The organism is Rheinheimera sp. (assembly GCF_030690345.1).
In the GTDB taxonomy this organism is placed as follows: Bacteria; Pseudomonadota; Gammaproteobacteria; order Enterobacterales; family Alteromonadaceae; genus Alishewanella.
The window spans coordinates 207,109-233,393 of sequence record NZ_JAUYGV010000001.1; the positions used below are offsets into that span (position 1 = coordinate 207,109).

Here is a 26,285-nt window from a genome sequence, read left to right on the forward strand (position 1 = left end):
CGAAATGCCATAAATATACGATAGACAACAGCGCCGTAATCTCATATGGTTATTAAGGCGTAAAAACAAAAGCATAAGCGCCGGCTTAATAAAACTTAATCCAGGACAATAACTATGAAAAATCAGAATAACTACCATCCGGTTGCGCGCGCAGTTAAATTTGCACTGGCTGCGTCATTATCGTTTGGCATCAGCGCAACAGCTGCGGCACAAGAGCAACAAGCGCCAGCTGCGAAAGAGCAGGCAGTAGAAAAGATCGCCGTAGTAGGCAGCCGCTCGGCTCCACGCTCTATTGGTGATTCTCCGGTGCCGGTTGATATTATCGGTGGCGAAGAGTTAAGCAAAAACGGTAACAGCGATATGCTGAATTTAATCAGCACCACTGTGCCATCGCTGAACGTTCACTCAAACCCTATAAGCGATGCCGCGACGTTAATCCGTCCGGCTAACTTACGTGGCCTATCTGCTGACAGCACTCTGATAATGGTAAACAGTAAACGCCGTCACAAAGCCTCTGTTATTGCTTTTTTGGGTGGCGGTATTAATGATGGTGCTCAGGGCGCTGATTTGTCCGTTATTCCGGGTATTGCGGTAAAGCAAGTAGAAGTATTGCGTGATGGTGCTGCAGCACAATATGGCTCAGATGCTATTGCCGGCGTTATCAACTTTGTACTGAAAGATGCCTCAGACGGCGGCAGTATTGAAGTTAAACAAGGTGAAACCTATGAAGGCGATGGTACTTCAACTGAGATTGCAGCCAATGTTGGCATGCCATTAACCGCCGATGGCTTTGTAAACCTTAGTATGCAATATAAAAATGTGGATGCCACCAGCCGCAGCGTGCAGCGTCCGGACGCGCAGGCGTTTGCCGACGCCGGCAATACGGCAATTGCCCCCATAGCTCAAATTTGGGGCTCGCCGGAAATTAAAGACGATATTACTATCTTTGCGAATGCCGGATTAGATTTAGGTAATGGCGGCGAAGCCTATATGTTTGGTAACTACTCCGAGCGTGATGTAACAGGTGGTTTTTACTATCGTAACCCACACAACCGGCCCGGTGTATTCTCCAATGATGAAGGTGAAACCCTGCTGGTAGCCCAGTTAGATCCTAACATTGCCTGCCCTACGGTAAATATCACCACTGCTAACGTATTAACACAGCCGGACTACCTGCTGATCGCTGACCCTAACACAGAAGTAGGCCAAAATTGTTTTGCCTTTAATGAAATGTTCCCGGGTGGCTTTACGCCAACATTTGGCGGCAATATTACTGATACGTCATTATCACTTGGCACCAAGGGTGAGTTCAAAGGTGGTTGGTTTGACGAAATCTTATACGACTTTAGCGGTACGGTAGGCCGGAATGAATCAACCTACAAAATGACCAACACCATTAATGCCTCACTTGGTCCGGACTCTCCTACTGAGTTTAATCCAGGTAAATACATCCAGTTGGAAAAAACCTTCAACGCCGATTTTGTTAAGTATCTGCCGGTTGGCTTATATGAAGATCTTACCATGGCGTTTGGTGCTCAGTGGACGGAAGAATCATTTGAAGTTGTATCCGGTGATGTGGCGTCATTTCAGGTAGGCCCTCTGGTAGACCAGGGCTTCAGCATTGGCTCAAATGGTTTCCCGGGTTTTAAACCGGAAGATGCCGGCGTTTATTCGCGTCGCAACTACGCTGTTTACAGCGATATTGAAGCCGACGTAACAGAAGACATATTGCTGGGCTTTGCTCTGCGCTATGAAGATTACGATACTTTTGGTGATACGTTAAACTACAAATTAACCGCGCAGTTCCGTCTGACTGATGATTTGGCTATGCGTTATTCTCACAGCACCGGTTTCCGTGCGCCGACTGTGGGCCAGGCAAATGTCAGTAACGTGCAAACTAACCTGTCTTCCGGTGTATTGGTTGACTCAGCCTTGCTACCGCCAACTAACCCTGTCTCCGTCGAACTGGGTGGTACTGAACTAACACCTGAGGAATCAAAAAGCTTTGCCGGTGGTTTAGTTTATACCCCGGGAGATTTCTTCTTTACGTTGGATTATTACTTTATTCAGGTTGATGATCGCATCAGTCAGTCCAGTAAAATTAACTTAACTGACGCTAACAGAGAAGCGCTGCGTGCTGCCGGCGTGAAAAACGTTGATTCCATTCAGCAGGTAAGCTTCTTTACCAATGATTTTGATACTACAACGCAAGGCATAGACTTTGTTGCCAGCTATTCCACCAATTTATTGCAAGGCCGCAGTAGTTTCAACCTGGCGTATAACTGGAACAAAACCGAAGTTGACAGCGCTACCGCTATTACCGGTTTAGATAAAGTATCACGACTGGAGAACGACTTACCCAATCACCGCGCGACGTTTACCTGGTCACAAAGCTGGGATGATATCTCAATGTTTGTTCGCAGCAACTACTATGGTGAATACCAGGGCGTGCACGTAGACTGGGTGGGTACACCAGGCTCGCCGGGTACAGAGGTTAATGCCAGTGCTAAGGTAACCTTTGATGCTGAAGTCAGTTACTTTATCAATGATGCCTTTATCGTATCGGCAGGTGCACAAAACATCTTTGACACTAAACCGGAACGGCTTAACCTGAGTGCAGTTGGCGTGCCCAACGGTGAATTTGGTGCTAAGTACTATGAAACCTCGCCTATGGGCATTAATGGCGGTTACTGGTACTTAAAAGGTACTTATAAGTTCTGATCTTCGACAGTGTAAACATATAGCGTTTGAAACAAAAAATCCGCCCTAACCGGCGGATTTTTTTATAGCTATCAAGGCTACAGCGCTGCCAACAATGCCTGCAACGGATGTTTTGGCTTATCACCAACCAGCCGTTTTACCTGACTACGGCAAGAGAAACCGGTAACCAAAATCTGCTCTGTACCAAACTGCTCTACCGGTGCGCGCCAGCTCATATCAAACAGCGCTTTGCTGTTATCCAGGTTTTGCGCTTCATGGCCATAAGTGCCCGCCATACCGCAGCAGCCTACGCTAACAGGCTTTAAACTCAGACCTGCCCGGCTGAATATTTGCTGCCAGGCTTGTTCGGTCGCCGGCAACGCCGCTTTCTCGGTGCAATGCGCCAGTAAGGCAAATTCAGCGCTGTTATTTACCTGCGGTAAGCTTTGCTGTACCAGCCATTCATGCAATAGCTGCACATTAAAATCTCCGCGCTTATCGCCCAGGGCTTTGTTGTACTCGTCGCGGTATACCAGCACTAAAGATGCATCCAGGCCTAACAGCGTCAAGCCCAGCTGCTGCATTTGGTTCAGAAATTGGGCGGCGGTGGCGGCGGTTTTGGCAAATTCGCGCAAAAAGCCTTTTACATGCTGCGGTTTACCATTGGGTAAAAACGGCAGCAATACCGGGTTAAATCCCAATTTTTCTAACAACTGCAAGGCATCGGCGACTAATTCGGCCTCATAAAAGCTGGTGAACGGATCTTGCACCAGCAGCACAGTGCGTTCACGCTGCTCTGCGCTTTGTTGCTGCAATGCGGTTAAATCAAAGCGATAACGCTCACCCAGCTGCTGCGCCAAGGTTGGCACCGACAATAACGGTGTATCAACATAACCTACTGTTTTTTTCAGCACCGCAGCCATGAGTTGATGTTTAAGCATAAAGTTAACCAGCGACGGCGCTTTGGCCAGCCATGGAGCAGTGCGCTCTATATTGCCAACTATATAATCTTTTGCCGGACGCAGATAACGGCTGTGATACAGCTGTAGAAACCTTGCCCGAAAGGATGGCACGTCCACTTTAATCGGGCATTGACCGGCACAGGCTTTACACGCCAGACAGCCCTCCATCGCGTCCATCACTTCGTGCGAGAAATCCTGTTCACCACGCCGCTTGGCCAGCGTATTCTGAATGCGCTGCCATAAGCCTTTGATATTGCCGGATTGTTGCAGCAGTTGCTGCTCCTGTGCAAGTACATCCACGCCCTGCATTTCGGTTAGGCGTAACCATTCGCGCATTAAACCGGCACGGCCTTTCGGGCTGTGGCGTCGATCTTTAGTAACTTTGCTCGACGGACACATCGGCGAGTTTTCTTCGTAGTTAAAACACAGGCCGTTGCCGTTACAGTTTAAACTGCTGTCAAAGCTGTCTTTAACGGCCAGCGGAATTTGCCGGTCAAACCAGGCGCGCTTTTGGCCATCAACCGACACTAAGCTATCCGTACTGGTGAACGGCGTACAAATTTTGCCGGGGTTTACTCTGTTGCGTGGGTCAAAGGCGGCTTTAATCTTGCGCAGCTCGTTAAACAGCTCGTCGCCAAAAAACGCAGGACCGTATTCGCTGCGATAGCCTTTACCATGCTCGCCCCACATCAGGCCGCCGTATTTGGCCGTTAATGCCACCACCTGATCGGAAATAGTCCGCAGCAGTTTTTCCTGCTCCGGGTCACATAAATCCAGCGCCGGCCGCACATGCAATACCCCGGCATCAACATGGCCAAACATGCCGTATTGCAAGCCATGACTGTCAAGTAAGGCGCGAAATTCCATAATAAAATCGGCCAGGTTCTCCGGCGGCACGGCAGTATCTTCAGTAAAGGCGATTGGTTTTTGCCGCCCTTTTGCATTACCCAGCAGTCCGACGGCTTTTTTACGCATCGCATATATATTGCCGATAGCCGCGTTATCATAGGTAAGCTGGTAGCCGATAATACCATCGGTTCTGTTAGTAATGGCGTCATCCAACCGCGCGGTTAACGCAGCAATTTTCTGCTCAATTTCGCTTTGCTGTTCGCTGTTGTACTCCACCATGTTCAGCCCCTGCATTTCAATGCCGGGTACATCGGTGATCAAATCTTTTACCTGATGCCAGATAATATCGGCGCGGGCTAAATTCAGTACCTTGCTGTCAACGGTTTCAACCGATGTCGCCTCTGCCGCCACCAGAAACGGCGCGTTACGCAGCGCGCTGGCAAAGCTGTCGTACTTCACGTTAACCAGACATTTGTATTTGGCAATCGGCGTAATATTCAGTTTGGCTTCTGTTACAAAACCGAGTGAGCCTTCCGAGCCGGTAATAATGCGCGATAAATCAAATTCGGTTAAATCGTCATTAAACACATGCTCTAAATCGTAACCGGTTAAAAAGCGGTTTAAGCGTGGGAATTTTCCTAGTATTTGCGGCCGAAACCCGCGACAGCTATCGAGCACCTGGCGGTAAATGCGGCCTACACTGTTCGGTTGTTCGGCGCGGTGCTCGGCTTCAAAGGTAGCCATTTTGTGGGTTTTTAATATATTGCCGTCTATCAGTACGGTTTTTAACGCTAACACGTGATCGCTGGTTTTGCCGTACACCAAAGAGCCCTGGCCTGAGGCATCGGTATTTACCATGCCGCCGATAGTGGCGCGGTTAGAGGTGGATAAATCCGGTGCGAAGAAAAAGCCGTAAGGTTTTAAAAAGGCATTTAACTGGTCTTTAATTACCCCAGCTTGCACCCGCACCCAGCGCTGTTCGACGTTAATTTCCAGAATGCTGCGCATATGGCGCGATAAATCCACTACCACGTGCTCTGTCAGGGCCTGGCCGTTAGTGCCGGTACCGCCGCCGCGCGGGCTGAATTTAATATGCGAGAAACTGGAGGTTTGCGCCAGTGACGTCAGAATAACCAGATCGTCAGTGGATTTGGGCAGCAATACCGCTTGCGGCAAGGCCTGATACACACTGTTATCAGTGGCAACAGCTAAACGGCTGCCATAGCTGGTTTCGATATCACCGCTAAAACCGGCGGCGACTAAGGCTTTACTGAAAGCGACAATGCTGGCATCCAGCGCGAGTTCGGGATTAAGCTTTGGGATCATAACTGCAGACACTCGGCAATAAGTGCCTGCAGTATACCATTAACTTGATAGCAGATTTAACTGCTATTGCGCGCTAAAAACTAACTGGCTGCCGGGCGTACTTTCTGCTGCAAGCCGCGTAAGAAGTAACGCAGCACTTGCTCCTGGCAGGCACGATAGTGTTTATGATCCGGACGGCGGAAAAAGGCACTCAATTCATGCTTACTTAAACGGAACTCTGCACCTTCTAACAAGGCTAAAATATCATCGTCTTTTAAATCAAAGGCAATTTTTAGTTTACGCAAAATAATATTGTAATTCAGCTTGGTTTCCGGCTCCGGAATAACACCGTCTTTAGCACCGCGACGCTGGATAATTACGCCATTAAGAAACCCGGCCAGCAACACATCGCTGATTAAGGCAAAGTCTTCGCTCTCGTCAGATTCCAGCCAGGCCATCACCTGCTCTTTTGTTACCGTGGCATTGGTTAAGGCAAAAATGGCTATCATGCCGTGGTTAGGTGCATTTAGCGTGTAGCGCAGGCTGCGCAGTACGTCGTTGTTGGTCAAGATAGTGTCCTGTAGCAAAAGTCAGATGAAAAACGGCGGCTATAATACCACAGCCGCCGTTAAATCCGTATCTTGCTGCTTAGTATGCAGCCGTCTAAGGCAAATGCCCCAGTTTGCTGGCCTTAGTAGCCAGATAACGGTGGCTGTGGGCGCTGGTTTTTACTCTGTGCTGCACCCGCTCCAGTACATTAACACCGGCATCGGTTAAGGCTTTAAGCTTACGCGGGTTGTTGGTAAGCAGACGTACCTCGCCAATGCCTAATTGCTCAAACATTTGCGCGGCTATATCGTATTCGCGCATATCCGGCAAAAAGCCCAGTATTTCATTGGCTTCTACCGTATCCAGGCCTTTGTCCTGCTCGGCATAGGCACGAATTTTGTTGATCAGGCCAATGCCACGGCCTTCCTGGCGTAAATACAGAATACAGCCGCGGCCCAGATCGGCAATTTTACGCATCGCTGCTTCTAACTGCGGGCCGCAATCACAGCGCAGGCTAAACAGCGCATCACCGGTTAAACATTCAGAATGTACCCGCGCCAGTACCGGCTCCGCCGTCGTTACATCGCCCAGCGTTAATGCGACATGCTCTTTACCATTTGGCGCTTCAAAGCCGTGCAAACGAAACTCCGCAAAGGGGGTTGGCAACAGCGTTGAGGTAACAAGTTTTAATTTCATCATAACTTCTCAGATAACGGCCGCACTTATACAGCGCAAGCTTTATTGGCTACAGCGCAAACTTTATTGGGCCAGGGCAGGCGTAATTCAAGCTAACCTGTTGCAGGCATTATAGCAGCCTTGCTACCGCCTGACGCGATGGTATTGTGATAATATCACAAAAAATCACGCTCAGAAGCGGTCAATGCCAATACCGATAAAATCCGGCTAACCGGCGCAGCAGCCATGCAATTTTTCTTAAACCCGCTACAATAGCCGCTGTTTTAGCTACCGGTTATTTTTCATGCTAAGTTTTTTCGAACGTATTATTAAACCTTTTCCGGCCGTTGAGCCCACCCAACCGCCCAAGGGTATTTTTGCTTTTTGCCGTCATTACACTCAAGGCATGGAGGCATCACTTATTCTGATGTCGATAAGCACAGCCTTGCTGGCCATGTTGGAAGTGTCGCTATTCAGCTTTATGGGCCAATTGGTAGATTGGCTGGTGCAAAATGAACCGGCAGCCTTATTTACCGCCGAGCGCGCTACCTTAATTAAGATGGCGGTAGTAACGGTAATACTGCTACCGGCACTGAGTTTTTTTCATGCCGCCATTGTGCATCAGACGTTACTGGGCAACTACCCTATGTCTATCCGCTGGCTGGCACACCGCTATTTGCTGCGCCAAAGCATCAGCTTTTATCAAAACGACTTTGCCGGCCGTATTGCTACCAAGGTAATGCAAACCTCGCTGGCGGTACGGGAAACCGTAATGAAACTGCTGGATGTGATGGTGTACATCCTGGTGTATTTCGGCTCTATGTTATTTTTTATCGCCGATGCTGACTTGCGACTGATCATTCCGATGTTGGTCTGGCTGGTGATTTACATCGCCATGCAGTTTTACTTTGTGCCGCGCTTAAAAGCGGCCTCTACCCGCCAGGCCGATGCCCGCTCGGAAATGACCGGTCGCATTGTCGACAGCTATACCAACATCACTACTATTAAGCTGTTTTCGCACACTAACCGTGAAGAAGCCTACGCCAAGGACAGCATGGAAGTGTTTTTAAAACCGGTTTACCGCCAGATGCGGTTAGCCACCGGTTTAAGTGTGTCGGTGCAAACCTTAAATTACTTTTTAGTATTTGCCATCGCGGCCTTGTCGATTTATTTGTGGGCTGAAAGCGCCATCAGCGTTGGTGCTATTGCTATCGCAGTAAGCTTATCGCTGCGCTTAAACGGCATGGCACAGTGGATCATGTGGGAAGTCAGCAGCTTGTTTGAAAACATCGGTACTGTGGCTGATGGCATAACCACCCTGTCGCAGCCGGCGCAGGTATTGGATGTTATTGATGCCAAGCCGCTACAGGTACAACACGGTGCTATCAGCTTTAATAATGTTTGCTTTAATTACGGCAAAGCCGGCAGCGATAATGGCAAAGCGCCGGTGCTGCAGCAGTTAAATCTGCAGATTAAACCGGGTGAAAAAGTGGGTTTGGTCGGTCGCTCCGGTGCCGGTAAATCTACGCTGGTAAATTTATTACTGCGCTTTTACGATGTCGAAAGCGGCAAAATTCTGATCGATGGCCAGGATATCAGCCTGGTTAACCAGGAAAGTCTGCGCCAACATATTGCTATGGTAACCCAGGATACCTCGTTGCTACATCGCTCGGTACGCGACAATATTGCTTACGGCAAGCCGGAAGCCACTGAAGCCGAGCTGCAGTTGGCGGCGGAGCAAGCCGAAGCCAGTGACTTTATCAGTGATTTAACTGATCCTAAAGGCAACAGTGGTTTTGATGCGCAGGTGGGCGAACGCGGTGTAAAATTATCCGGCGGCCAGCGTCAGCGCATTGCCATCGCCCGTGTGTTGTTAAAGAATGCGCCGATTCTAATTCTGGATGAAGCCACCTCTGCGTTGGACTCAGAAGTAGAAGCTGCGATACAAGCCAGTTTAAATACCCTGATGGCCGGCAAAACCGTGATCGCCATCGCCCACCGCTTGTCTACCATAGCGCAGATGGACCGCTTAATCGTGCTGGATCAGGGTAATATTGTCGAGCAAGGTACGCACAGCGAACTGATTGCCAGCGGCGGCATTTACGCCCAGTTATGGGCGCATCAAACCGGCGGTTTTATCGGCGTGGAATAATACGCGTTGCAGTTAACACCGCCACTTCGCCGGTGTTAACTGCAGACGACGTTACTGCAATATTACCCTGGCGTTAACCGGCTGTACCGGGCGGTTATTGTGGTGATGTATTACTTGCAGGAACTGGTTTATTTGCGCCTGTGAAGCTGAAACAGGTTGTTTCATCACCAGCCAGCGAACCCCTTCAGAGCAAGGCGGCGTAGTCAGCGAGCCGTTAAAACGATAGTAATCACGTTGTGCCGGCAAAAGATCCAACGCAGAAATATCCGCCGCTATTGGCCTGGTTTCACCCTGCTGCGGCATTTGCGCCCACGCCTTACTCAGCACACTGCTGGCCGCCCCGGGTGTAACCATAACTGCAACAACGGCTAAATGACCGTCTTTATCAGCATGTACTAAATGCGCTTCCATCGGAAAAGATTTACCGTTTATCAGGTTTTCACTGGGCAGATGAAAATGAAACTGCTTTAGTTCAAACGCAATACCATCAACGGTAATCGTATTGCCCGGCAACATATTAATTTGCACGGTGTGGCCGTTATTAAGGATATTTGCGCTACCGGCATTGTAGTTAAACTTAACCGGCTCTAACTTAGCGTCAATAAAGCCGCTAAGATTAATCGGCGATTGATTACTGCCGGCGCAACTGCTGTATTCCGGGCTTAACCGCACCCAGTTATCCGGTCCGCTATCGCCGCTATAACTCCAGGCGGCGCCCTCATCGGCGCAGGCCATGCCTGATGACAATAAGATCCCAACTGCAAGCAAAGTGCGTTTCATCTGTTTCCTCTTAACGACCTGATAAACCAGAGCAACAACATAAACCAGCGGGCGTTAAGATTGCGTTAAGTGGATAAAGCTCCTGCCAACGCCGGAAAACTCAGCACAAAACGGGTACCGCCCTCTGGCGGGGTTTCCAGCTGTACATCCCAGCCGATATGCTCAACCACACGCTTAACAATAGATAGCCCCAAGCCCATGCCTTCGTGTGCCGGGTACTCGTCACCGTGTACAAAACGCTCAAACAACCGCGCGCGGACTGCAGCTGAAATACCTGTGCCGCTGTCCTCTACCACCAACCGCCCGGCCTTAAGCTGCACCAGAATATAACCCTGCTCGGTATGGCGGCAGGCATTACGCAGCAGGTTGCCGATAACAATGCCGGCCAACTCCGGGTGCACTGTGGCCGATACCGGCGCAGCCCATTGCAGCCGGCATTGCACGGCTTTGCCTTGCAACAGCGGCTGACAGCGCTCCATTTCTGACTCAATAATCGTATTCAGTACTGTGCAGGGCGCAGCACCGGTGCCATGAGCCCTTGCTAACAACAGCAAAGCGCTGATGCGTTGCGCGGTTTCCGCTGCCACGCGGCGGATTCGCTCTGCGGTTATATACTGCACCGACTGCGCCGGTAATTGTGCCGTCAGCAGCTCTGCCGCGCCTAATATCACGGTTAACGGTGTGCGCAGTTCATGGCTGACATCGCCGGTGAACATTTGCTCGCGCTGCAAAAACTGTTGTAGCTCGTCAGTGCGTTTGGCAAAAGCCCGTGCCAGCACGCCAATTTCATCCGGCGCAGAAAGTGATGGCAGCGCGGTTGCCGCAGCATTGCGATTCACCGCATCGGCCAGAGCGGCAACCGGCGCAATAACGCGCCTGACGCTTAATACGCCAAGCCCTGCTGCCAGTAAAACACTGACAAAAAAACCGGCGGCGAGAGAGAACAATATCACCCGCTCGGTATCCTCCAGCCCGGCCGGTGCACCGATAACCTGAGCTTCAATAACCTTTACCGAAATATAACTCACCAGACTAAAAGCACCGGCGACGACCACGGCCAGCAAAATATAGGTAAGCGTAATGTGTTGTTTAAGGGACAGTCTTGGCTTCATCGGAGCTCATCAGGCGATAACCGGTACCAGGCAGAGTTAATAACATCGGGTAAGTAAAGGGTTTATCCAAAACCCGACGCAGGCTATGAATATGGGTGCGCAGCGCATCACTATCGGGTGGCTCATCGCCCCAGACCTCACGTGCTAACTCTTCCCGTGTCAGCAATTTTGGCGCCGCCCGCATTAAGGCAGTAAGAATTTTGTAGCCGGTTGGCGTCAGATCTAATACCTGACCGGCGCGGCTTACCCTGAGAAGGCTGCTATCCAGTTGTAACTCATCAAATGTCAGCACCGCTTGCACGTGCTCATTACGCGCACGGCGCACCAATGCTTTTAGCCGCGCATCCAGTTCCGGCAAGGAATAGGGTTTTACCAGGTAATCGTCAGCGCCAACAGCAAAGCCGGTCACTTTATCTTGCTCAGTATCGCGCGCAGTTAACATCAGTATCGGGGTGGTTAGCTGATATTCCTGCCGCAGCACGCGGCATACCTCCACGCCATCCATGCCGGGCAGCGACAAATCAAGCACTATGGCATCATGAAAGGATGTTGTAGCGCACAACACCCCTGCCTTGCCGTGGCGCGCTACATCCAGTGTATAACCAAGCGGTTCCAGATAGCCGTACAAATTCGCGATAATATCCGCATTGTCTTCAATAATCAGTATATGCATCCGCCAACCTGTTCATGCGGCCAATTTGGCCGTTAGTACATGACAGGAAGTGTATCTCAAGGCCGGGCTTTCACAAAGCCCGGCTGAATACCCGGATTTTACGCCGTTAACGCCGGCAAAGGCCTGTGCTTACTTCACTTCAAGCTTATTATTTACCGCATGAACACCGGACGTTGAAGCGGTAATCATTTCAGCCTGTGAGCGCTGTGCCTGTGTTTCCACTGTGCCGGAAAGCGTTACATCACCTTTGCGGGTTTCAATCTGAATGTCTAAGTGCTGCAGCTTCGGATCAGCCATCAGCGCGGTATTTACCGCTGTGGTGATATTGAGATCATCCCCACCGCCATCCTCGGTAGTTACGGTGAGATCCGGTGCACCGGTTTGGGCATTGACGTTACCGCGATCACAGCTGGTAAGCAGCAGGCTACCTGCTAACACTACGCCGGCAGTCACTAAAGTACGTTTTATTGCTTGCATTTTAAGCTCCTTCACGCTGCGAAAGTGCAGAGTAAAAACCATCATGCGGTAACAAAAAGCAGATATCTGTGCGCTGGCAGACATATTGCGCTCACGCATTGAGTAAATACGAAAAAGCCCGGCATTGAGGCCGGGCTTTTTAAGGGTTTTATTGAACTTGCGTAACTTATGTTATTTCTGCTCTTGCTGCTGTTTTGCCAGCCGCTTTTCCCAGAAGGTCGCGTTTTTAATGCCCAGCTTTACCGGATCAAAAGTAATGGGGCCACCGGCTTTTTTCTGTACTTCAAAGTCGCGCAGGCAGCGCATGGTAGGCTTGTACATAAAGAAAATAGTCAAAATACCCAGCACGTTAACCCATGCCATTAAGCCAACGCCGATATCGCCGATATTCCAGATATAACCGGCGCTGTTAACCGTGCCGTAGGCCACCATAAACATCAGCAGCAGCTTAAACACAATGTTAGGTAGCTTGTTGTTAAACACCCGGTTTAAATACGCCACATTGGTTTCGGTAATGTAGTAGTACGCCAAGATGGTGGTAAAAGCGAAGAAAAACAGCGCTATACCAACAAACACCTGGCCGAACGGACCAAATACGCTAAGCAGAGCCATTTGGGTAAAAGCGGCTGAACCAACTTCAGTGGCGGCATCAACATTTTGCACAATAAAGCTGCCGTCTGTCAGCTCACCAACCACATTGTACTGCTGAGTGATTAAAATCATCAGTGCAGTGGCGGTACAAACAAACAGCGTATCAACATAAACGGAAAACGCCTGCACCAGGCCTTGTTGTGACGGATGATCTACTTCCGCAGCTGCAGCAGCGTGTGGGCCCGTGCCCTGGCCGGCTTCATTTGAGTAAATGCCCCGTTTAACACCCCAGCCAATAGCAGCACCAAACCCTGCCTGAGCGGTAAAGGCATCGCTTAAAATCAGACTAAATACGCCAGGCACCTTATCCAGGTTCAGGAATACCACTATTAGCGCCAGTACTATGTAACCCAGCGCCATAAAAGGCACGACAATTTGGGTAAAGTGCGCAATACGCTTAATGCCACCGAAAATAATAAACGCCAGCACGATAAGGATCACCGCCAGAGCGATCAGCTTATGGGTGCCCACTTCGCCAAAGCTGGTTACCACCATATTACCATCGCCGAAAATTTGCGTTACCGCATTACCTACAGCATTGGCCTGTACGCCCGGCAGGAAAATACCGCAGCCGATAATAGCTGAAATGGCAAACAAAATACCCAGCCAGCGCCAACCGAGGCAGCGCTCAAAATAGTAAGCCGGGCCACCACGATACTGACCATTTTCTTCTACTTTATACAGCTGACCTAAAGTAGATTCGACATAAGCTGTGCTGGCCCCCAAAAAGGCCACCACCCACATCCAGAATATAGCGCCCGGGCCACCAAAGCCGATAGCCGCCGCCACCCCGGCAATATTACCCACCCCCACGCGGCCGGACAGTGATACCGCCAGCGCCTGAAACGACGAAATGCCTTTGTCTGATTCAGTGTTGTTCAGCAGCAGTTTGCACATTTCTTTAAAATGCCGCACCTGGGCAAACCGGGTCAGTATCGAGTAAAACAAACCGGCGCCCAAACACAGATAAATCAGCGCCGGGCTCCAGATAATGCCGTTCAGCGCACTAATAAAGCCTTCCATTTCCCTTCCTTATAGTTATTTTTAAGCACATTTTGTTATACGCCGCTTAATTTGCCACAGCAAAAACAGAATAGCTACGCTGTTAGCCGGTTTGCCGCAGATCTGCGGTAATTTGCCCGGCTGTGGCTATTTCTTCATCATGCGCCTGATCTACCCAGGGTTCGGCCAACGCTTGCTGGTACCATTGCTGCATTGCCGGCAGGTTCAACAGCGTTTGCACATAAGCCATGGCCGGCTCACTTAACACCAGGCCGTAGCTTTGCACCCGAAACGCAACCGGGGCGAAAAATGCATCTGCGGCACTAAACTGTTTGCCTGCCAAAAAAGGCCCGCCAAAATTGGTAAGGCCTTGTTCAAACAGTTCGGTAATGCGATCCAAATCACGCTGTAACTCTGCTGTAATGCGGTGTAATTTCACGCGATGGCCACAGCTCATACCACAGATATTGCGCAGCGCGCTAAAACCGGAGTGCATCTCTGCCGCTGCACAACGCGCGAATGCGCGGGCTTTCGCCTCTTTGGGCCACACCGCCGGATAACTTTCATATAAGTACTCAGCAATGGCCAACGAATCCCATACCACTATGTCTTTTTGCACCAGACACGGTACCTTGCCGGTAGGCGAAAATACGCGGAATTTTGCAAAGTTGCCCTGCTGGCTAAACGGCACTACCTGCTCAATAAACGGAATATTCAGCTGTGTCATCAGCAGCCAGGGCCGCAGTGACCAGGAGGAATAATTTTTATTGGCAATATAAAGTTCACGCATAATGTTCTCCTTAACTAAACCGGGTAATAGTAAAACTTATAATAACAGCCAGAAATACAACGATATAGGGTGGAAACTTCCAGTACATCAGTGCCAAAAACGCCAACAAAGCAAAGACCAGTTCAACCGGTCCATGGATAGCACTGATAAATACCGGATCATACAAAGCGGCCAACAGCAGGCCGACAACGGCCGCATTAACAGCTGCCATGGCCCTGCGCATAGCAGGGTAATAACTGAGCCGCTGCCACCATGGCAAGGCGGCAAATAACAACAAAAATGCCGGCAGGAAAATAGCCACAGTGGCAAGTATAGCGCCCGCAGCAACAGAACCGGCCGACACTGCCCCCAGATAGGTGGCCAGGCTAAACAACGGTCCGGGCACTGCCTGCGCCGCACCGTAGCCTGCCAAAAACGCTTCATCGCTTAACCAACCATGCGGCACCAATTCGCTTTGCAACAGTGGCAATACCACATGGCCACCGCCAAATACCAAAGCACCGGCCCGATAAAAACTATCAAACAAACTTAGCCATTCATTCCGGTAGAATTGCGCGGCTACAGGTAGCCCGGCTAACAGCACAAAAAACAGCAGCAAACACCACCATGAAGCGCGAGTATTGGCTTTTTGCGTTGCCTGACGCGGCGTTGCTGGCTGTTGCGGCAGTAGCAATATGCCAACTAACGCCGCCACTAACATTACCGCAATTTGCGCGACAACACCGGACAGTAGCAATACCAACACCGCGCTTAACAGCGCGATGCCGGCGCGGGCCGGATCCGGACACAAACTTTTGCCCATGCCCCAAACTGCCTGTGCCACCACCGCCAGCGCCACAATTTTTAAGCCGCTAAGCCAAAGCTGATCTGCACTTTGCGCAAAAGTAAGATAGACAACAGCAAAGCCCAGCATAAGTGCAGCTGAGGGTAAGGTAAAGCCCAACCAGGATAACAGCGCGCCACGATATCCTGCGGCATTCAGGCCTATGGCGATACCAACCTGAGAGCTGGCCGGGCCAGGTAAAAACTGGCACAACGCCACCAGCTCCGCGTAACTTTGCGCGCTGTACCACCGGCGCTTTTCAACAAATTCATGGTGAAAATACCCCAGATGCGCCACAGGTCCGCCAAAGCTGCTACACCCCAGGCGGAAGAAAATAATAAACAGCTGCCACAATGGCACAGACACGGATGAGGTAGTCACAACCAACTTCCTGTTGAGTGGTTCAGGTTATGCTAGTGCCAGCCGGCGTCGGGTGCAAGAGTTATGGCCGCGTAGCAAAATAAAACCCCGCAAGCGGGGTTTTTATGGCACAAAATAGCAAGTGGGCTTAGTTTTTACCGTATTTTTCTGCCAGATACAGCCAGGTTTCCAGCACCGTATCCGGGTTTAACGATACACTGTCGATACCCTGCTGCATTAACCAGGCGGCAAAGTCTTCATGATCCGACGGGCCCTGGCCGCAAATACCAATGTACTTGCCTTTGGCCTTACAGGTTTTAATGGCCATTTCCAGCAATTTGTAAATTGCCGGATTACGCTCATCAAACAAGTGGGCTATCAGGCCGCTGTCTCTGTCCAGCCCCAGGGTTAACTGGGTTAAGTCATTTGAACCAATTGAGAAGCCATCGAAGTATTCTAAAAACTCCTCTGCCAGCAAGGCGTTAGATGGCAACTCGCACATCATAATGACGCGCAGGCCGTTGTCGCCGCGCTTTAAACCGTGCTCTGCCAGCAAATCGATTACGCTGCTTGCTTCGCCCAAAGTACGTACGAACGGGATCATTACCTCAACATTGGTAAAGCCCATTACATTGCGCACCCGTTTTAATGCCTCTACTTCTAAGGCAAAGCAGTCGCGGAAATCTTTGGAGATATAGCGCGAGGCGCCACGAAAGCCGATCATCGGGTTTTCTTCGTGCGGCTCATACTGGCGTCCACCAACTAAGTTGGCGTATTCGTTTGATTTAAAATCTGACATCCGCACTATCACTTTTTGCGGCGCAAAAGCACAGGCTAAAGTGGCAATACCTTCGGTTAGCTTGGCAATGTAAAACTCAACCGGGTCGGCATAGCCGGCAATCATCTCGCTGATGGTGGCTTTAAGCTCCGGGGTTTGCGCATCAAAGTTCAGCAATGCCTTAGGGTGCACGCCAATCATACGGTTAATAATAAACTCCAGCCGTGCCAAACCAATACCGGCATGCGGCAGCTTGGCAAACGAGAACGCCCGCTCCGGATTGCCGACGTTCATCATTATTTTTAAATCCAGCTTTGGCATTTGATCAACGCGGCTGCTCACCACCTTGTATTCCAGCTTACCGTCATAAATAAAGCCGGTATCGCCTTCAGCACAAGACACAGTAACCTGTTGGCCGGTTTTAATTTTAGCCGTGGCATCGCCACAGCCAACCACTGCCGGAATGCCCAGTTCACGGGCAATAATGGCCGCGTGGCAAGTACGGCCGCCGCGGTTGGTGACAATGGCCGACGCCCGCTTCATGATTGGTTCCCAGTCCGGGTCAGTCATGTCCGTTACCAACACATCGCCCGGTTGAATTTGGTCCATCTGCTCTATGCCTTTGAGCACCTTGGCGGTGCCGGCACCAATACGCTGACCAATGGCCCGGCCTTCTACCACAACCGCGGCTTTGGCTAACAGCTGAAAACGCTCCATGCTGTTGCTGTCTTCACGGCTTTTTACCGTTTCCGGCCGCGCCTGCACGATATACAACTTGCCGTCGTTACCATCTTTAGCCCATTCAATATCCATTGCGCGGCCGTAGTGCTGAGCAATAATAACGGCTTGTTTGGCCAGCTCTTCTACTTCGGCGTCGGTTAACGAGAACTGCCGGCTGCGCTGTGGCTCAATATCTACCACCTTAACCTGCTTACCATGGCCTTGCTCGCCGGAATAAATCATCTCGACTTTCTTGCTGCCTAAATTGCGCTTTACCACTGCCGGACGGCCGGCGGCCAGTGTCGGTTTGTGTACATAGAATTCGTCCGGGTTAACAGCGCCCTGCACCACCATTTCACCCAGGCCGTACGATGAGGTAATAAACACCACATCTTCAAAGCCGGACTCGGTATCAATGCTGAACATGACACCGGATGAGGCTAAATCGGAGCGCACCATTTTTTGCACCCCGGCCGACAACGCCACGCCACGGTGGTCATAACCCTGGTGCACACGATACGAAATGGCGCGGTCGTTAAATAACGAGGCAAACACATGTTTAATAGCGACGATTACGGCATCATAGCCGCGCACGTTTAAGAAGGTTTCCTGCTGGCCGGCAAAAGATGCATCTGGCATATCTTCGGCGGTGGCCGATGAACGTACGGCAAAAGACACATCCTGCGCTGCATCCGGATGCAGTTGCTGGTAAGCCTCGCGAATGGCCTGCTCTAACTCCGGTTGAAACGGCGTATCGATAACCCACTGCCGGATCTGCGCGCCGGCTTTGGCTAATGCGGTTACGTCGTCAACGTCCAGGCCGTCGAGCAGCTGATAAATGCGCTCATTAACGCCGCTTTGTTCAAGAAATTGGTTAAAAGCATAGGCTGAGGTGGCAAAACCGCCCGGTACCTGTACGCCGGCATTTGCCAGATTACTGATCATCTCTCCCAGAGAGGCATTCTTGCCGCCCACCCGATTTACATCGTGCATACCCAGGTTTTCATACCAAATCACAAATTCTTGCACAGTTAATCTCCATTTTTTGTCGAGTGGCGTGTAAGCTTACAAGCAGCGCTACAAAGCACAGCGATTTTACACTGCCACTCAGGCTAAATAAAACCTTAATTTTCAATGTAATTTTATAACGACAAAACGGAGTAACCGGTGCGCACAGCCTTTTATATCTCAGATGGAACCGCTATTACCGCAGAAGTGTTTGGCCATGCCTTACTTACTCTTTTTCCTGCAGAATTTGAGCATGTTACCATCCCGTTTGTCGAAACCAGCGATATGGCCGAGCAGGTAAAGCAGCGTATTAACGATCGTTATAAAACAACGGGACAACGGCCGCTGATTTTCCAAACCTTTGTTGATGACCAGTTACGGCAGATTATTAACAGCAGTAATGGCGTCTGCTATGACTTCCTTAATACCTTTGTTGAACCTATTCAGCGCGAGCTGGGGGTAGCGCCGGTACCAAAAACCCACCGCACCCATAGCATGCACGAGAAAAGCTATGACTTTCGCATCGATGCTGTCAATTTTGCGCTGGCCAATGACGATGGCTCTAATCTGAAAAACTTTGCCCAGGCCGATATCATTCTGGTGGGCGTAAGCCGCTCGGGTAAAACCCCAACCAGCCTGTATCTGGCGCTGCAGTATGGTATTAAAGCGGCAAACTACCCCTTTGTCGAAGAGGATATGCAACAGCTGCAGCTACCTGATGTATTACGCCACAACAGAGAGAAGTTGTTTGGCTTAACGATTACGCCGCAGCGGTTAAGTCAAATTCGTGAACAGCGCCGTGCCAACAGCCGCTATGCGTCATTGCGCCAGTGTCAGCTGGAGCTGGCAGAGGTTGAAAATTTGTATTTGCGCGAGCAAATCCCGTACTTAAACTCAACACATTTATCAATAGAAGAGATTTCAGCGAAAATCATCGCCAAAACCGGGCTGAAGCGGCATAAGTATTAAGAGGTTAAGCCGGCGTGTTGCATTATATCGTTAATCGACAGTGGCGCGGCTTCGCCGCTTTCCAGCCGTTTTATCTGTTCAACCAACAGCGTATTGACCGGTGCCGGCAGCTGATACAGTTGCCCCATCCGCACCACCGCACCATTTAAAAACATGATTTCGGTGCGCTTTTTCGCCTGAAGATCATCCCACATAGAAGAGCGCGCCTGCTCATCTATCTCCAGCATGCTGCCGGCCGCAAGACGAAATAGCGCTGTTGGCAGGCGTAAAAACCAGGGTAATAATGCGTTCGGCAAACCAGTGTAGGACACCGGCTTTATGCCGGCTTTGCGGCATATATGCAGCCATTCCTGCATAGCCGCCGCCAGTAGCAAACGGCAATTACGATCCAGCAGTTGTTGCTGCAGCGACAGATTGCTGATGGCATTTAAGGCATTATTTAAGTTCAGCAGCAGCTTGCCGTATTCGGCGGCGGTAATATCATCGCATAGCTGCACCGGCAATTTTAACTGCTCAAAGGCGTTAATAATGTAATTAACGGCAGCATGGTCACTCTGCTGCCAAACAATAGCGCCGCCGCTGGCACGATGGAACTGGCCGGCACGGTTTTTCACCACATTAAACGGCACTATGGCGCGCAGTACCGGGTTGGCTAAATCCTGGCTGAGCATTTCACCAATGCCTATGCCGTTTTGCATTGCCACCACCGGCACTTCAGGCCGTAAAAAGCGTTTTAACTGCGTCAGCATAGGCACTAAAGCGGTAGCTTTTACGGTAAGCAGCACAACATCGCATTCAATTAAGCTGTTAAGTGAGCTGTAAAATGCCACCGGTTGGGCAAAATAGGTGTGATGGTCAAACGAAGTGACGCTTAAGCCATGGGCAGCCAACTCTAATGCCATGGTTTCACGGCCGAAGAATTTTACTTCCAGCGCATTATCCTGACATAAATGCGCACCCAGATAACAGCCTATGCTGCCGGCCCCCACTATACCAATACAATAACGCTGGCCGGCAGTGGAGTGCCGGCCAGCGTCTTTCGCCTGTTCTGATAACACTTACGCTCCTTTGAGCGCGTGATTATTTACGCGCAGTGCGTAGAGTATCGGCAATCAGAAAGGCTAATTCCAGTACCTGGTCAGCATTTAAGCGCGGATCGCATTGGGTAAAGTAACGTTTACCCAAATCATGCTCACTTAAACCATAAGCACCGCCGGTACATTCAGTAACATGCTCTCCGGTCATTTCCAGATGGATACCACCGGCATGGCTGCCTTCTGCCTTGTGCACGGCGAAAAAATTGCGGATCTCACGCAAAATAGCTTCGAAGTCGCGGGTTTTATAGTCGTTGCTGGCTTTTACCGTATTGCCGTGCATCGGATCTGAGCTCCACACCACTTTACGGCCTTCCTGTTGCACGCGTCGTACCAGTGCCGGCAGTTTATCTGCCAGTTTATCTGCTCCCATCCGTGTGATCAGGGTTAAGCGCCCTGCCACATTATTCGGGTTAAGGGCATCAATCAGGCGGATCAAGTCGTCCGGCTGCATGCCAGGGCCCACTTTTACACCTACCGGGTTATGAATGCCGCGGAAAAATTCGATATGCGCATGATCCAGCTGGCGTGTGCGCTCGCCTATCCATACCATATGCGCCGAGCAGTCGTACCAGTCGCCGGTTAATGAATCACGCCGCGTTAAGGCCTCTTCGTAGTTCAGCAGCAAGGCTTCGTGCGAGGTATACAGCTGGGTTTCACGGATAGAGGGTGAATTCTGCCCGGTGATACCGCAAATCTCCATAAAGCGCAGTGCTTCCTGGATCCGCTGGGCGACATCCTGATAGCGATCTTTCAGTGGATTAGACTCGACAAAGCCCATGTTCCACTTGCTCACCTGATGTAAATCGGCCAGCCCGCCCTGGGCAAAAGCGCGCAGTAAATTCAGCGTTGCAGCAGAGTGATGATAAGCCGTGGTTAACCGGTTTGGATCCGGTAGCCTTGCCGCTTCAGTAAACTCAAAGCTGTTAACGATGTCACCACGATAACTGGGCAGTGACACACCATCAATGGTTTCCAGATCACTGGAACGCGGTTTGGCATATTGCCCGGCCATACGCGCAACCTTTACTACCGGTAAACCACCGGCAAAGGTTAACACCACCGCCATTTGCAGCAATACTTTAAAAGTGTCGCGGATTTTCGGCGCATTAAAATCGTTAAAGCTTTCGGCGCAATCGCCACCCTGCAGTAAAAAGCCCTGACCTTCTGCAACCTGACCGAGCTGGCTAAACAGATCCCGCGTTTCCTGGGCAAATACCAGTGGCGGATATTTATGTAATTGCTGTTCAACACGATGCAATAAATCCCGATCGTTGTAGCCAGGTTGCTGTTGGATCGGGAAGCTGCGCCAGCTTTGAGGCGTCCAGGTGGTCACGATGATTTTCCTATGTCTGATTATCTGCCAAGCAAGTTATAGACTTCCGGACGTAAATTCAATGCCGGCTTTGGCATAATTTATGACAATTTCTTCAGTTCGCAGCAAAGCGTTGAATATTTCGCCACTAATGCCGGAAATTGTGGTTAATTTACACCTTATCGGCCTGTTTCAACTGCGCCAACAAGCCATCACAGCCCTGCTCTATCAACTGCAACACCAAAGCAAAGCCTTTACTGCCGCCATAATAGGGATCCGGCACTTCGCTGTATGTCGGATAAGACGGATGATATTGCATAAATAACTGCAGTTTATGTTGCAGCGCGGCAGGACAACGCCGCTTTAATTCGGCCAGATTGTCGTTATCCATCGCCAATATCAGGTCGTAATAGGCAAAATCACTGTCGGACACCGGCCGCGAGACAATGCCGCCAAAATCATAACCGGCTGCAGCGCCTTCGCGCACTGAGCGGCTGTCCGGTGGCGCACCGCGATGTGATGCGCTGGTACCGGCCGATTCAATTTCTATTTGCAGGCCACTGTGGCCGGCTTTTTGCCGCATTACCGCGTGCGCCGTTGGCGAGCGGCAAATATTACCTAAACAAACCAATAACAGTTTTATTGCCATACAGGCTCCGGTTGATAAATTAAGCTGTGGTGTCAGCACGTTATAAACGGCACGTTAAATGGTTGCAATTCAACACTGTCAGGTACAGTATAAGCAGAACCCACTTTTCGCCACATCAGCAGTACGCAGGAGCACAACTGATGGATAAGTTTACTAAACTTATCGTACTCTCAGAACAAGAGTCATTGCATAATCTTACCCTGTTGGCACAATCTATAGGTATTAACGTACAACAGCAGAGTAAAAATGCCGTATTGTACGGTACACCGCTAAAATCCGGCGTGTTACTGGCTTGCCCTTACGCCAACTCTGATTTAAACAAAAAAGGCCTGTCGACAGAGTTGCAATATTTGTTGCGCAAAGCACCACTGTTTCTGTTTCAGGCTGAACGCAGTTTGCTGGATTCGAACCAGGCACTGTGTGCCGGCATTCGCGGCGTGATTTTTCGTGATGAACAACTGGACCGCGTACTAACGGCATTAAAAACCATGATGGCCGGCCAGCTGTATTACGCGCGTAGCATTATGTCGGAGTTGGTTGACCAAATGCTGCAACAAAAGTTGTTAAGCAGCACCGACGCATTGGCTGTACCGGACAACAATTTACTAACACGGCAGGAAAAACGCATTATTCAACTGGTGGCTGAAGGCGCCCGCAACAAAGAGATTGCCGAAAGTTTAAACATCAGCGCCCATACGGTAAAGGCGCATTTGTCGTCTATCTTTCGCAAAACCAAAGCGCGTAACAGAGTAGAGCTGCTGCGTTGGCTGCAGCAGCCGGTACGTCAGGAAACACCACCATTATTTAAACTGGCTTGATCATCTGCGCGCCAAAAGCCACGCTGCTGGCCCTGTTCAACTAACTCGACTAACGCCGCTTCTATCGCTTGCTTCACGCAGTACTGCACCGGCTCATTAGTCGAATAGCCGCCTTCTGCTTCCAGCAAACGGTTAAGCGACACATAACGGAACAGGCCGGCCCGTAGCTCTTGCGAAAACACTTTTTTGCTGCTTGATACAGATAACAGTACTTGTCCGGTATAAACATCTATCACCCGCAGATAAACGGTGACCTGATCTTCACGATACAACTCTGAGGCGCCGATACCGAAATACTCTGCGCCAATACCGCCGGTGGTTAAATTTGTTTCATAGCCGATAATGCCGCCTTCAAACAGTAAACGTGCTTCCTTCAGTGGCGGTAACTCTGCGGCTTTTTTATTCGAACCGTGAATTTTGCGCTCAGTCAGCAGGTTTTGTAAGCCTTCGCGCTCCAGTGGCGCAAACCAGCCGCTATCAAGCAAAATTTGCGTTAGCATTGAAGTGGCGCCCTGGGTTACTGCAGTAGAGAAGCTCGACACATTAGCCTGGGGTTTGTATTGTCCGGTTTGGTCGCGAAACGCATACACTGACACCGGAATAGCCGTACGCGGTTTACCCTGTTGTTGCAGATTTTGCATTAACGGGCTGACGCTATCGATGGCAGCACCGGAGATATTAAGTTGTGGCTTTGGCAGCAATGAGCAACTGCTTAGCAGCATAGTGGCAGCTAATATTAAGTACTTCATCTTAGCCTCCGATAGCCGGTATGGTAATAACGGTAACTTCACCACTGTTAAGGTTGGTAATGTGCACCACCACACTGCCATCGGCTCCGCCGCTGACTTCCACCATAAACTCGCCGGTGTTATACACACCTTCAACTAACTCGCCATCGGCAATGCGCCGCGTTAACGAGTTAATAATGTTACGCTCCAGCGCGTCCTGAAACTTGTCGACAAAAGACAAGCCGTCTTGATCAGCGCTGTGATCATTTTGGCTTTGGGCTTTTTGCAGCAGAAAATTGCCGTTTAACGGATTACCGCCAAAACTGGGGTTTATCGGCGTATACACCAACTCGGTAGCGTAAGCAGTGCTGCAGCACAGCAGCCCTATCAGCGACATCAGCTTCATTATTATTATTCCTTTACAACTTGTCAGCCAGCTGTTCACCCAGCATTTTGCCGGTTTGAATATTAGCCAGTTCATTAATGCTCAATATTACGGCTTGCTCAGCCATTTGTTTAACGTCGTTATAACGCCGGCCAAAATAGGTTTGATACACCCGGGTCTGGTTCATTTCTACCCAAAGAAAAGTGCCGGCCTGAGGATACACCTGCTCATAGATCACTACCGTGATACCGTCGGTGGACGGCATATCACGCCAGTAGCCGGAGTAATAAAACGTGAAATCTTTACCGAAGCGGGAAATAGTGCGGTCCAGTACCAAACCACCCAATTCAATATCTGTCGCCGGCACGATAGCGGAGCAACAGAGTAACAACAGTGTGGCGATAAACTTCATTTCATTGCTTACCTGAAAAACGGTCAGCGCCGGCACTTTGCGCCGGCGCTGACCTCAAGCTTAGTTTTGCACAACAATGGCGGTGTTATAATCACCGGTCTGTGTTACAGACATCAGGTTACCGCTACCGGCTTGACCACCTAATACCAGGTTATCATTACCTTGTTGCACAATGGATACCAAACCGTCGTTACCAGCGAGGGCAAAATAGCCGTCGTCACCGGCTACCCAGTTACCGCTGCCGTCTTGCAGAATATCTAAGCTGTTACCGTTACCGGATACCAGAATATCAACCAGGTTAATATCACCATTCTGTTCAATGGCAATAGTATTGGCCGATACCACTACATCACTGGTCAGCAACACTTCATTAGCCATGCCGGATTGGTCAACATAGATGTCATTGGTATCACCCATAACATCAACCACGGCATAGTTTTCGTCACCAAACTGCTGTACATCGGCAATGTTGCCTGCGCCAACCAAACCAACACCGGCAATATTGTTATCGCCGCGGCTGTATATAGTGCCAACGTTAGCATCACCTATCAGGATCATTTCGTTGATATTGCCATCACCGTTTTGGCGGATCTCAACATTATGGCCATCGCCGTCGGTTGCAAATACAGCGCTGTTCAGGTTACCGTTTTGCCACACATCTATCTGGTTATCATTACCTATCAGGCCAATGGGTGCCTCTACCAGGTTACCGTCACCACGCTGGTCAATTAACACCAGGTTTTGCTCACCGGCCAGCGGGTCCAGTAAAAACTGGTTGCCGTTACCATCTTGCATCACATCAATCAGGTTGTCATTGCCGGCAACATCATAAGCAATAAATACGTTACTATCGCCTTGTTGTGATACGAAGAAGCTGTTGTTGTCACCGGTTAAACCGACAATACCGCCTACGTTGGCATTACCTGTTTGCTCTGCTTCAAAGGCATTACGGTTACCGCTTAAGTTAAACATGCCGGATTCGTTGTTATCACCTACCTGCACGCTGAATAAGCTGTTGTCATTGCCGCTAAAACCGGCATTGCTCCAGTTCGCCATACCCTGCTGCTCTATTTCAACCAGGTTAAAATCACCTGACAGGTTAACAAAAACTTCGTTAACATCACCGGTTTGCAGCACGGCAGCATCATTGGTATTGCCGCTGATTATCGCTTCGGCCTGGTTAAAAAAGCCATCCTGGCTAACGGTAACAGTGTTGTCATCGCCGGCAATGTCGATATAAGCAATATGCCAATCGGTTAATTGCTCTGTACGCACCTGGTTACCGTTACCGGCAATAAAGTTGTAGGCTTCTAACCAGACACCGTCCTGAGTAACAGCGCTGCTGTTGGCATCACCATTTTGATCAATAGCGATCAAACTTATCTCGCCGCTTTGTGTCACTTCAGCCAGGTTGCCGCTAACAGCCGCAACGGCAGAGGTTTGATTAATCACAATTTCATTGCTGACAGCTAATGCCGGGCCGCTGACAACCAGCGCGATAGCTAACCCCAAAATATGTTTACGTGGAAATGTTACGTTCATAAAATTC

At 50.1% G+C, this 26,285-nt stretch carries 22 protein-coding genes; 4 read left to right on the forward strand and 18 right to left on the reverse strand.

What is annotated here, in order from left to right:
• Nucleotides 1-114 precede the first annotated feature (114 nt).
• The gene (locus Q8O77_RS00935) at nt 115-2,721 is read left to right on the forward strand and encodes a TonB-dependent siderophore receptor (protein WP_305550795.1); all 2,607 of its coding nucleotides are present in this window, start codon (nt 115-117) and stop codon (nt 2,719-2,721) included.
• Nucleotides 2,722-2,798: 77 nt separating this feature from the next.
• Here the strand turns inward: Q8O77_RS00935 and Q8O77_RS00940 are convergent, their stop codons facing one another.
• From Q8O77_RS00940 to ribA, 3 genes are all read right to left on the reverse strand, one after another.
• The gene (locus Q8O77_RS00940; RefSeq protein ID WP_305550797.1) at nt 2,799-5,837 is read right to left on the reverse strand and encodes an FAD-binding and (Fe-S)-binding domain-containing protein; all 3,039 of its coding nucleotides are present in this window, start codon (nt 5,835-5,837) and stop codon (nt 2,799-2,801) included.
• 80 nt (nt 5,838-5,917) lie between these two features.
• Nucleotides 5,918-6,385: a DUF1456 family protein gene (locus Q8O77_RS00945; RefSeq protein WP_305550799.1), complete on the reverse strand. Its 468-nt coding sequence runs from the start codon at nt 6,383-6,385 to the stop codon at nt 5,918-5,920.
• A gap of 94 nt (nt 6,386-6,479) precedes the next feature.
• Nucleotides 6,480-7,061: a GTP cyclohydrolase II gene (gene ribA, locus Q8O77_RS00950; protein WP_305550801.1), complete on the reverse strand. Its 582-nt coding sequence runs from the start codon at nt 7,059-7,061 to the stop codon at nt 6,480-6,482.
• Between the two features lie 283 nt (nt 7,062-7,344).
• Here ribA and Q8O77_RS00955 point away from each other — a divergent pair, with 283 nt between their 5' ends.
• Nucleotides 7,345-9,192, forward strand: a complete 1,848-nt coding sequence (locus Q8O77_RS00955) for an ABC transporter ATP-binding protein (RefSeq protein ID WP_305550803.1) — start codon at nt 7,345-7,347, stop codon at nt 9,190-9,192.
• A 51-nt stretch (nt 9,193-9,243) separates the two neighbouring features.
• Here the strand turns inward: Q8O77_RS00955 and Q8O77_RS00960 are convergent, their stop codons facing one another.
• The 8 genes from Q8O77_RS00960 to ppsA form a co-directional block, all read right to left on the reverse strand.
• Nucleotides 9,244-9,972 carry a carbonic anhydrase gene (locus tag Q8O77_RS00960; RefSeq protein WP_305550805.1) on the reverse strand — a complete coding sequence of 243 codons (729 nt, stop codon included), beginning with the start codon at nt 9,970-9,972 and terminating at the stop codon, nt 9,244-9,246.
• Between the two features lie 65 nt (nt 9,973-10,037).
• Nucleotides 10,038-11,084, reverse strand: a complete 1,047-nt coding sequence (locus tag Q8O77_RS00965; protein ID WP_305550807.1) for a HAMP domain-containing sensor histidine kinase — start codon at nt 11,082-11,084, stop codon at nt 10,038-10,040.
• Entirely contained in the window at nt 11,062-11,757 is a 696-nt protein-coding gene (locus Q8O77_RS00970) for a response regulator transcription factor (RefSeq protein WP_305550809.1), read from the reverse strand. The genes Q8O77_RS00965 and Q8O77_RS00970 overlap by 23 nt, the downstream gene beginning before the upstream one ends.
• A gap of 129 nt (nt 11,758-11,886) precedes the next feature.
• Entirely contained in the window at nt 11,887-12,234 is a 348-nt protein-coding gene (locus tag Q8O77_RS00975; RefSeq protein ID WP_305550810.1) for a BON domain-containing protein, read from the reverse strand.
• 171 nt (nt 12,235-12,405) lie between these two features.
• Nucleotides 12,406-13,908 carry a sodium:alanine symporter family protein gene (locus Q8O77_RS00980; protein WP_305550812.1) on the reverse strand — a complete coding sequence of 501 codons (1,503 nt, stop codon included), beginning with the start codon at nt 13,906-13,908 and terminating at the stop codon, nt 12,406-12,408.
• Between the two features lie 82 nt (nt 13,909-13,990).
• Nucleotides 13,991-14,677, reverse strand: a complete 687-nt coding sequence (locus Q8O77_RS00985; protein ID WP_305550814.1) for a glutathione S-transferase family protein — start codon at nt 14,675-14,677, stop codon at nt 13,991-13,993.
• Nucleotides 14,678-14,687: 10 nt separating this feature from the next.
• Entirely contained in the window at nt 14,688-15,881 is a 1,194-nt protein-coding gene (chrA, locus tag Q8O77_RS00990; protein WP_305550816.1) for a chromate efflux transporter, read from the reverse strand.
• A gap of 127 nt (nt 15,882-16,008) precedes the next feature.
• Nucleotides 16,009-18,387, reverse strand: coding sequence for a phosphoenolpyruvate synthase (gene ppsA / locus Q8O77_RS00995; RefSeq protein WP_305550818.1), 2,379 nt, complete (start codon nt 18,385-18,387; stop codon nt 16,009-16,011).
• A 138-nt stretch (nt 18,388-18,525) separates the two neighbouring features.
• On the opposite strand from ppsA, the gene Q8O77_RS01000 reads away from it, so the two are divergent.
• Nucleotides 18,526-19,335, forward strand: a complete 810-nt coding sequence (locus Q8O77_RS01000; RefSeq protein WP_305550820.1) for a pyruvate, water dikinase regulatory protein — start codon at nt 18,526-18,528, stop codon at nt 19,333-19,335.
• Here Q8O77_RS01000 and Q8O77_RS01005 read toward each other — a convergent pair.
• The 3 genes from Q8O77_RS01005 to Q8O77_RS01015 form a co-directional block, all read right to left on the reverse strand.
• Nucleotides 19,332-20,393, reverse strand: a complete 1,062-nt coding sequence (locus tag Q8O77_RS01005; protein WP_305550822.1) for a 2-dehydropantoate 2-reductase — start codon at nt 20,391-20,393, stop codon at nt 19,332-19,334. The two genes, Q8O77_RS01000 and Q8O77_RS01005, sit on opposite strands and share 4 nt — an antisense overlap.
• 22 nt (nt 20,394-20,415) lie before the next feature.
• Complete coding sequence (locus Q8O77_RS01010) at nt 20,416-21,768, reverse strand: class II 3-deoxy-7-phosphoheptulonate synthase (protein ID WP_305551690.1); 1,353 nt, start codon at nt 21,766-21,768, stop codon at nt 20,416-20,418.
• A gap of 148 nt (nt 21,769-21,916) precedes the next feature.
• Entirely contained in the window at nt 21,917-22,393 is a 477-nt protein-coding gene (locus Q8O77_RS01015; protein ID WP_305550824.1) for a low molecular weight protein-tyrosine-phosphatase, read from the reverse strand.
• A 140-nt stretch (nt 22,394-22,533) separates the two neighbouring features.
• Between Q8O77_RS01015 and Q8O77_RS01020 the strand changes: the two genes are divergently transcribed.
• Nucleotides 22,534-23,211: a response regulator transcription factor gene (locus Q8O77_RS01020; RefSeq protein ID WP_305550826.1), complete on the forward strand. Its 678-nt coding sequence runs from the start codon at nt 22,534-22,536 to the stop codon at nt 23,209-23,211.
• Here Q8O77_RS01020 and Q8O77_RS01025 read toward each other — a convergent pair.
• Genes Q8O77_RS01025 through Q8O77_RS01040 form a run of 4 tightly spaced genes read right to left on the reverse strand, consistent with a single transcriptional unit; the run spans nt 23,178 to nt 26,278 of the window.
• Nucleotides 23,178-23,960, reverse strand: coding sequence for a CsgG/HfaB family protein (locus Q8O77_RS01025; protein ID WP_305550828.1), 783 nt, complete (start codon nt 23,958-23,960; stop codon nt 23,178-23,180). The genes Q8O77_RS01020 and Q8O77_RS01025 overlap by 34 nt on opposite strands.
• 1 nt (nt 23,961) lies before the next feature.
• Nucleotides 23,962-24,345, reverse strand: a complete 384-nt coding sequence (locus Q8O77_RS01030) for a curli assembly protein CsgF (protein ID WP_305550830.1) — start codon at nt 24,343-24,345, stop codon at nt 23,962-23,964.
• A gap of 13 nt (nt 24,346-24,358) precedes the next feature.
• Nucleotides 24,359-24,736, reverse strand: coding sequence for a curli production assembly/transport protein CsgE (locus tag Q8O77_RS01035; protein ID WP_305550832.1), 378 nt, complete (start codon nt 24,734-24,736; stop codon nt 24,359-24,361).
• Between the two features lie 60 nt (nt 24,737-24,796).
• The gene (locus Q8O77_RS01040) at nt 24,797-26,278 is read right to left on the reverse strand and encodes a hypothetical protein (RefSeq protein WP_305550833.1); all 1,482 of its coding nucleotides are present in this window, start codon (nt 26,276-26,278) and stop codon (nt 24,797-24,799) included.
• Nucleotides 26,279-26,285 lie beyond the last annotated feature (7 nt).

What these genes read in the sequence shown, in the direction of transcription:
- Q8O77_RS00935 (WP_305550795.1), top strand. Translation starts at nt 115, where the DNA reads ATGAAAAATCAGAATAACTACCATCCGGTTGCGCGCGCAGTTAAATTT.
- Q8O77_RS00940 (WP_305550797.1), bottom strand. Translation starts at nt 5,837, where the DNA reads ATGATCCCAAAGCTTAATCCCGAACTCGCGCTGGATGCCAGCATTGTC.
- ribA (WP_305550801.1), bottom strand. Translation starts at nt 7,061, where the DNA reads ATGAAATTAAAACTTGTTACCTCAACGCTGTTGCCAACCCCCTTTGCG.
- Q8O77_RS00955 (WP_305550803.1), top strand. Translation starts at nt 7,345, where the DNA reads ATGCTAAGTTTTTTCGAACGTATTATTAAACCTTTTCCGGCCGTTGAG.
- Q8O77_RS00960 (WP_305550805.1), bottom strand. Translation starts at nt 9,972, where the DNA reads ATGAAACGCACTTTGCTTGCAGTTGGGATCTTATTGTCATCAGGCATG.
- Q8O77_RS00965 (WP_305550807.1), bottom strand. Translation starts at nt 11,084, where the DNA reads ATGAAGCCAAGACTGTCCCTTAAACAACACATTACGCTTACCTATATT.
- Q8O77_RS00970 (WP_305550809.1), bottom strand. Translation starts at nt 11,757, where the DNA reads ATGCATATACTGATTATTGAAGACAATGCGGATATTATCGCGAATTTG.
- Q8O77_RS00975 (WP_305550810.1), bottom strand. Translation starts at nt 12,234, where the DNA reads ATGCAAGCAATAAAACGTACTTTAGTGACTGCCGGCGTAGTGTTAGCA.
- Q8O77_RS00980 (WP_305550812.1), bottom strand. Translation starts at nt 13,908, where the DNA reads ATGGAAGGCTTTATTAGTGCGCTGAACGGCATTATCTGGAGCCCGGCG.
- Q8O77_RS00985 (WP_305550814.1), bottom strand. Translation starts at nt 14,677, where the DNA reads ATGCGTGAACTTTATATTGCCAATAAAAATTATTCCTCCTGGTCACTG.
- Q8O77_RS01015 (WP_305550824.1), bottom strand. Translation starts at nt 22,393, where the DNA reads ATGGCAATAAAACTGTTATTGGTTTGTTTAGGTAATATTTGCCGCTCG.
- Q8O77_RS01020 (WP_305550826.1), top strand. Translation starts at nt 22,534, where the DNA reads ATGGATAAGTTTACTAAACTTATCGTACTCTCAGAACAAGAGTCATTG.
- Q8O77_RS01025 (WP_305550828.1), bottom strand. Translation starts at nt 23,960, where the DNA reads ATGAAGTACTTAATATTAGCTGCCACTATGCTGCTAAGCAGTTGCTCA.
- Q8O77_RS01030 (WP_305550830.1), bottom strand. Translation starts at nt 24,345, where the DNA reads ATGAAGCTGATGTCGCTGATAGGGCTGCTGTGCTGCAGCACTGCTTAC.
- Q8O77_RS01035 (WP_305550832.1), bottom strand. Translation starts at nt 24,736, where the DNA reads ATGAAGTTTATCGCCACACTGTTGTTACTCTGTTGCTCCGCTATCGTG.
- Q8O77_RS01040 (WP_305550833.1), bottom strand. Translation starts at nt 26,278, where the DNA reads ATGAACGTAACATTTCCACGTAAACATATTTTGGGGTTAGCTATCGCG.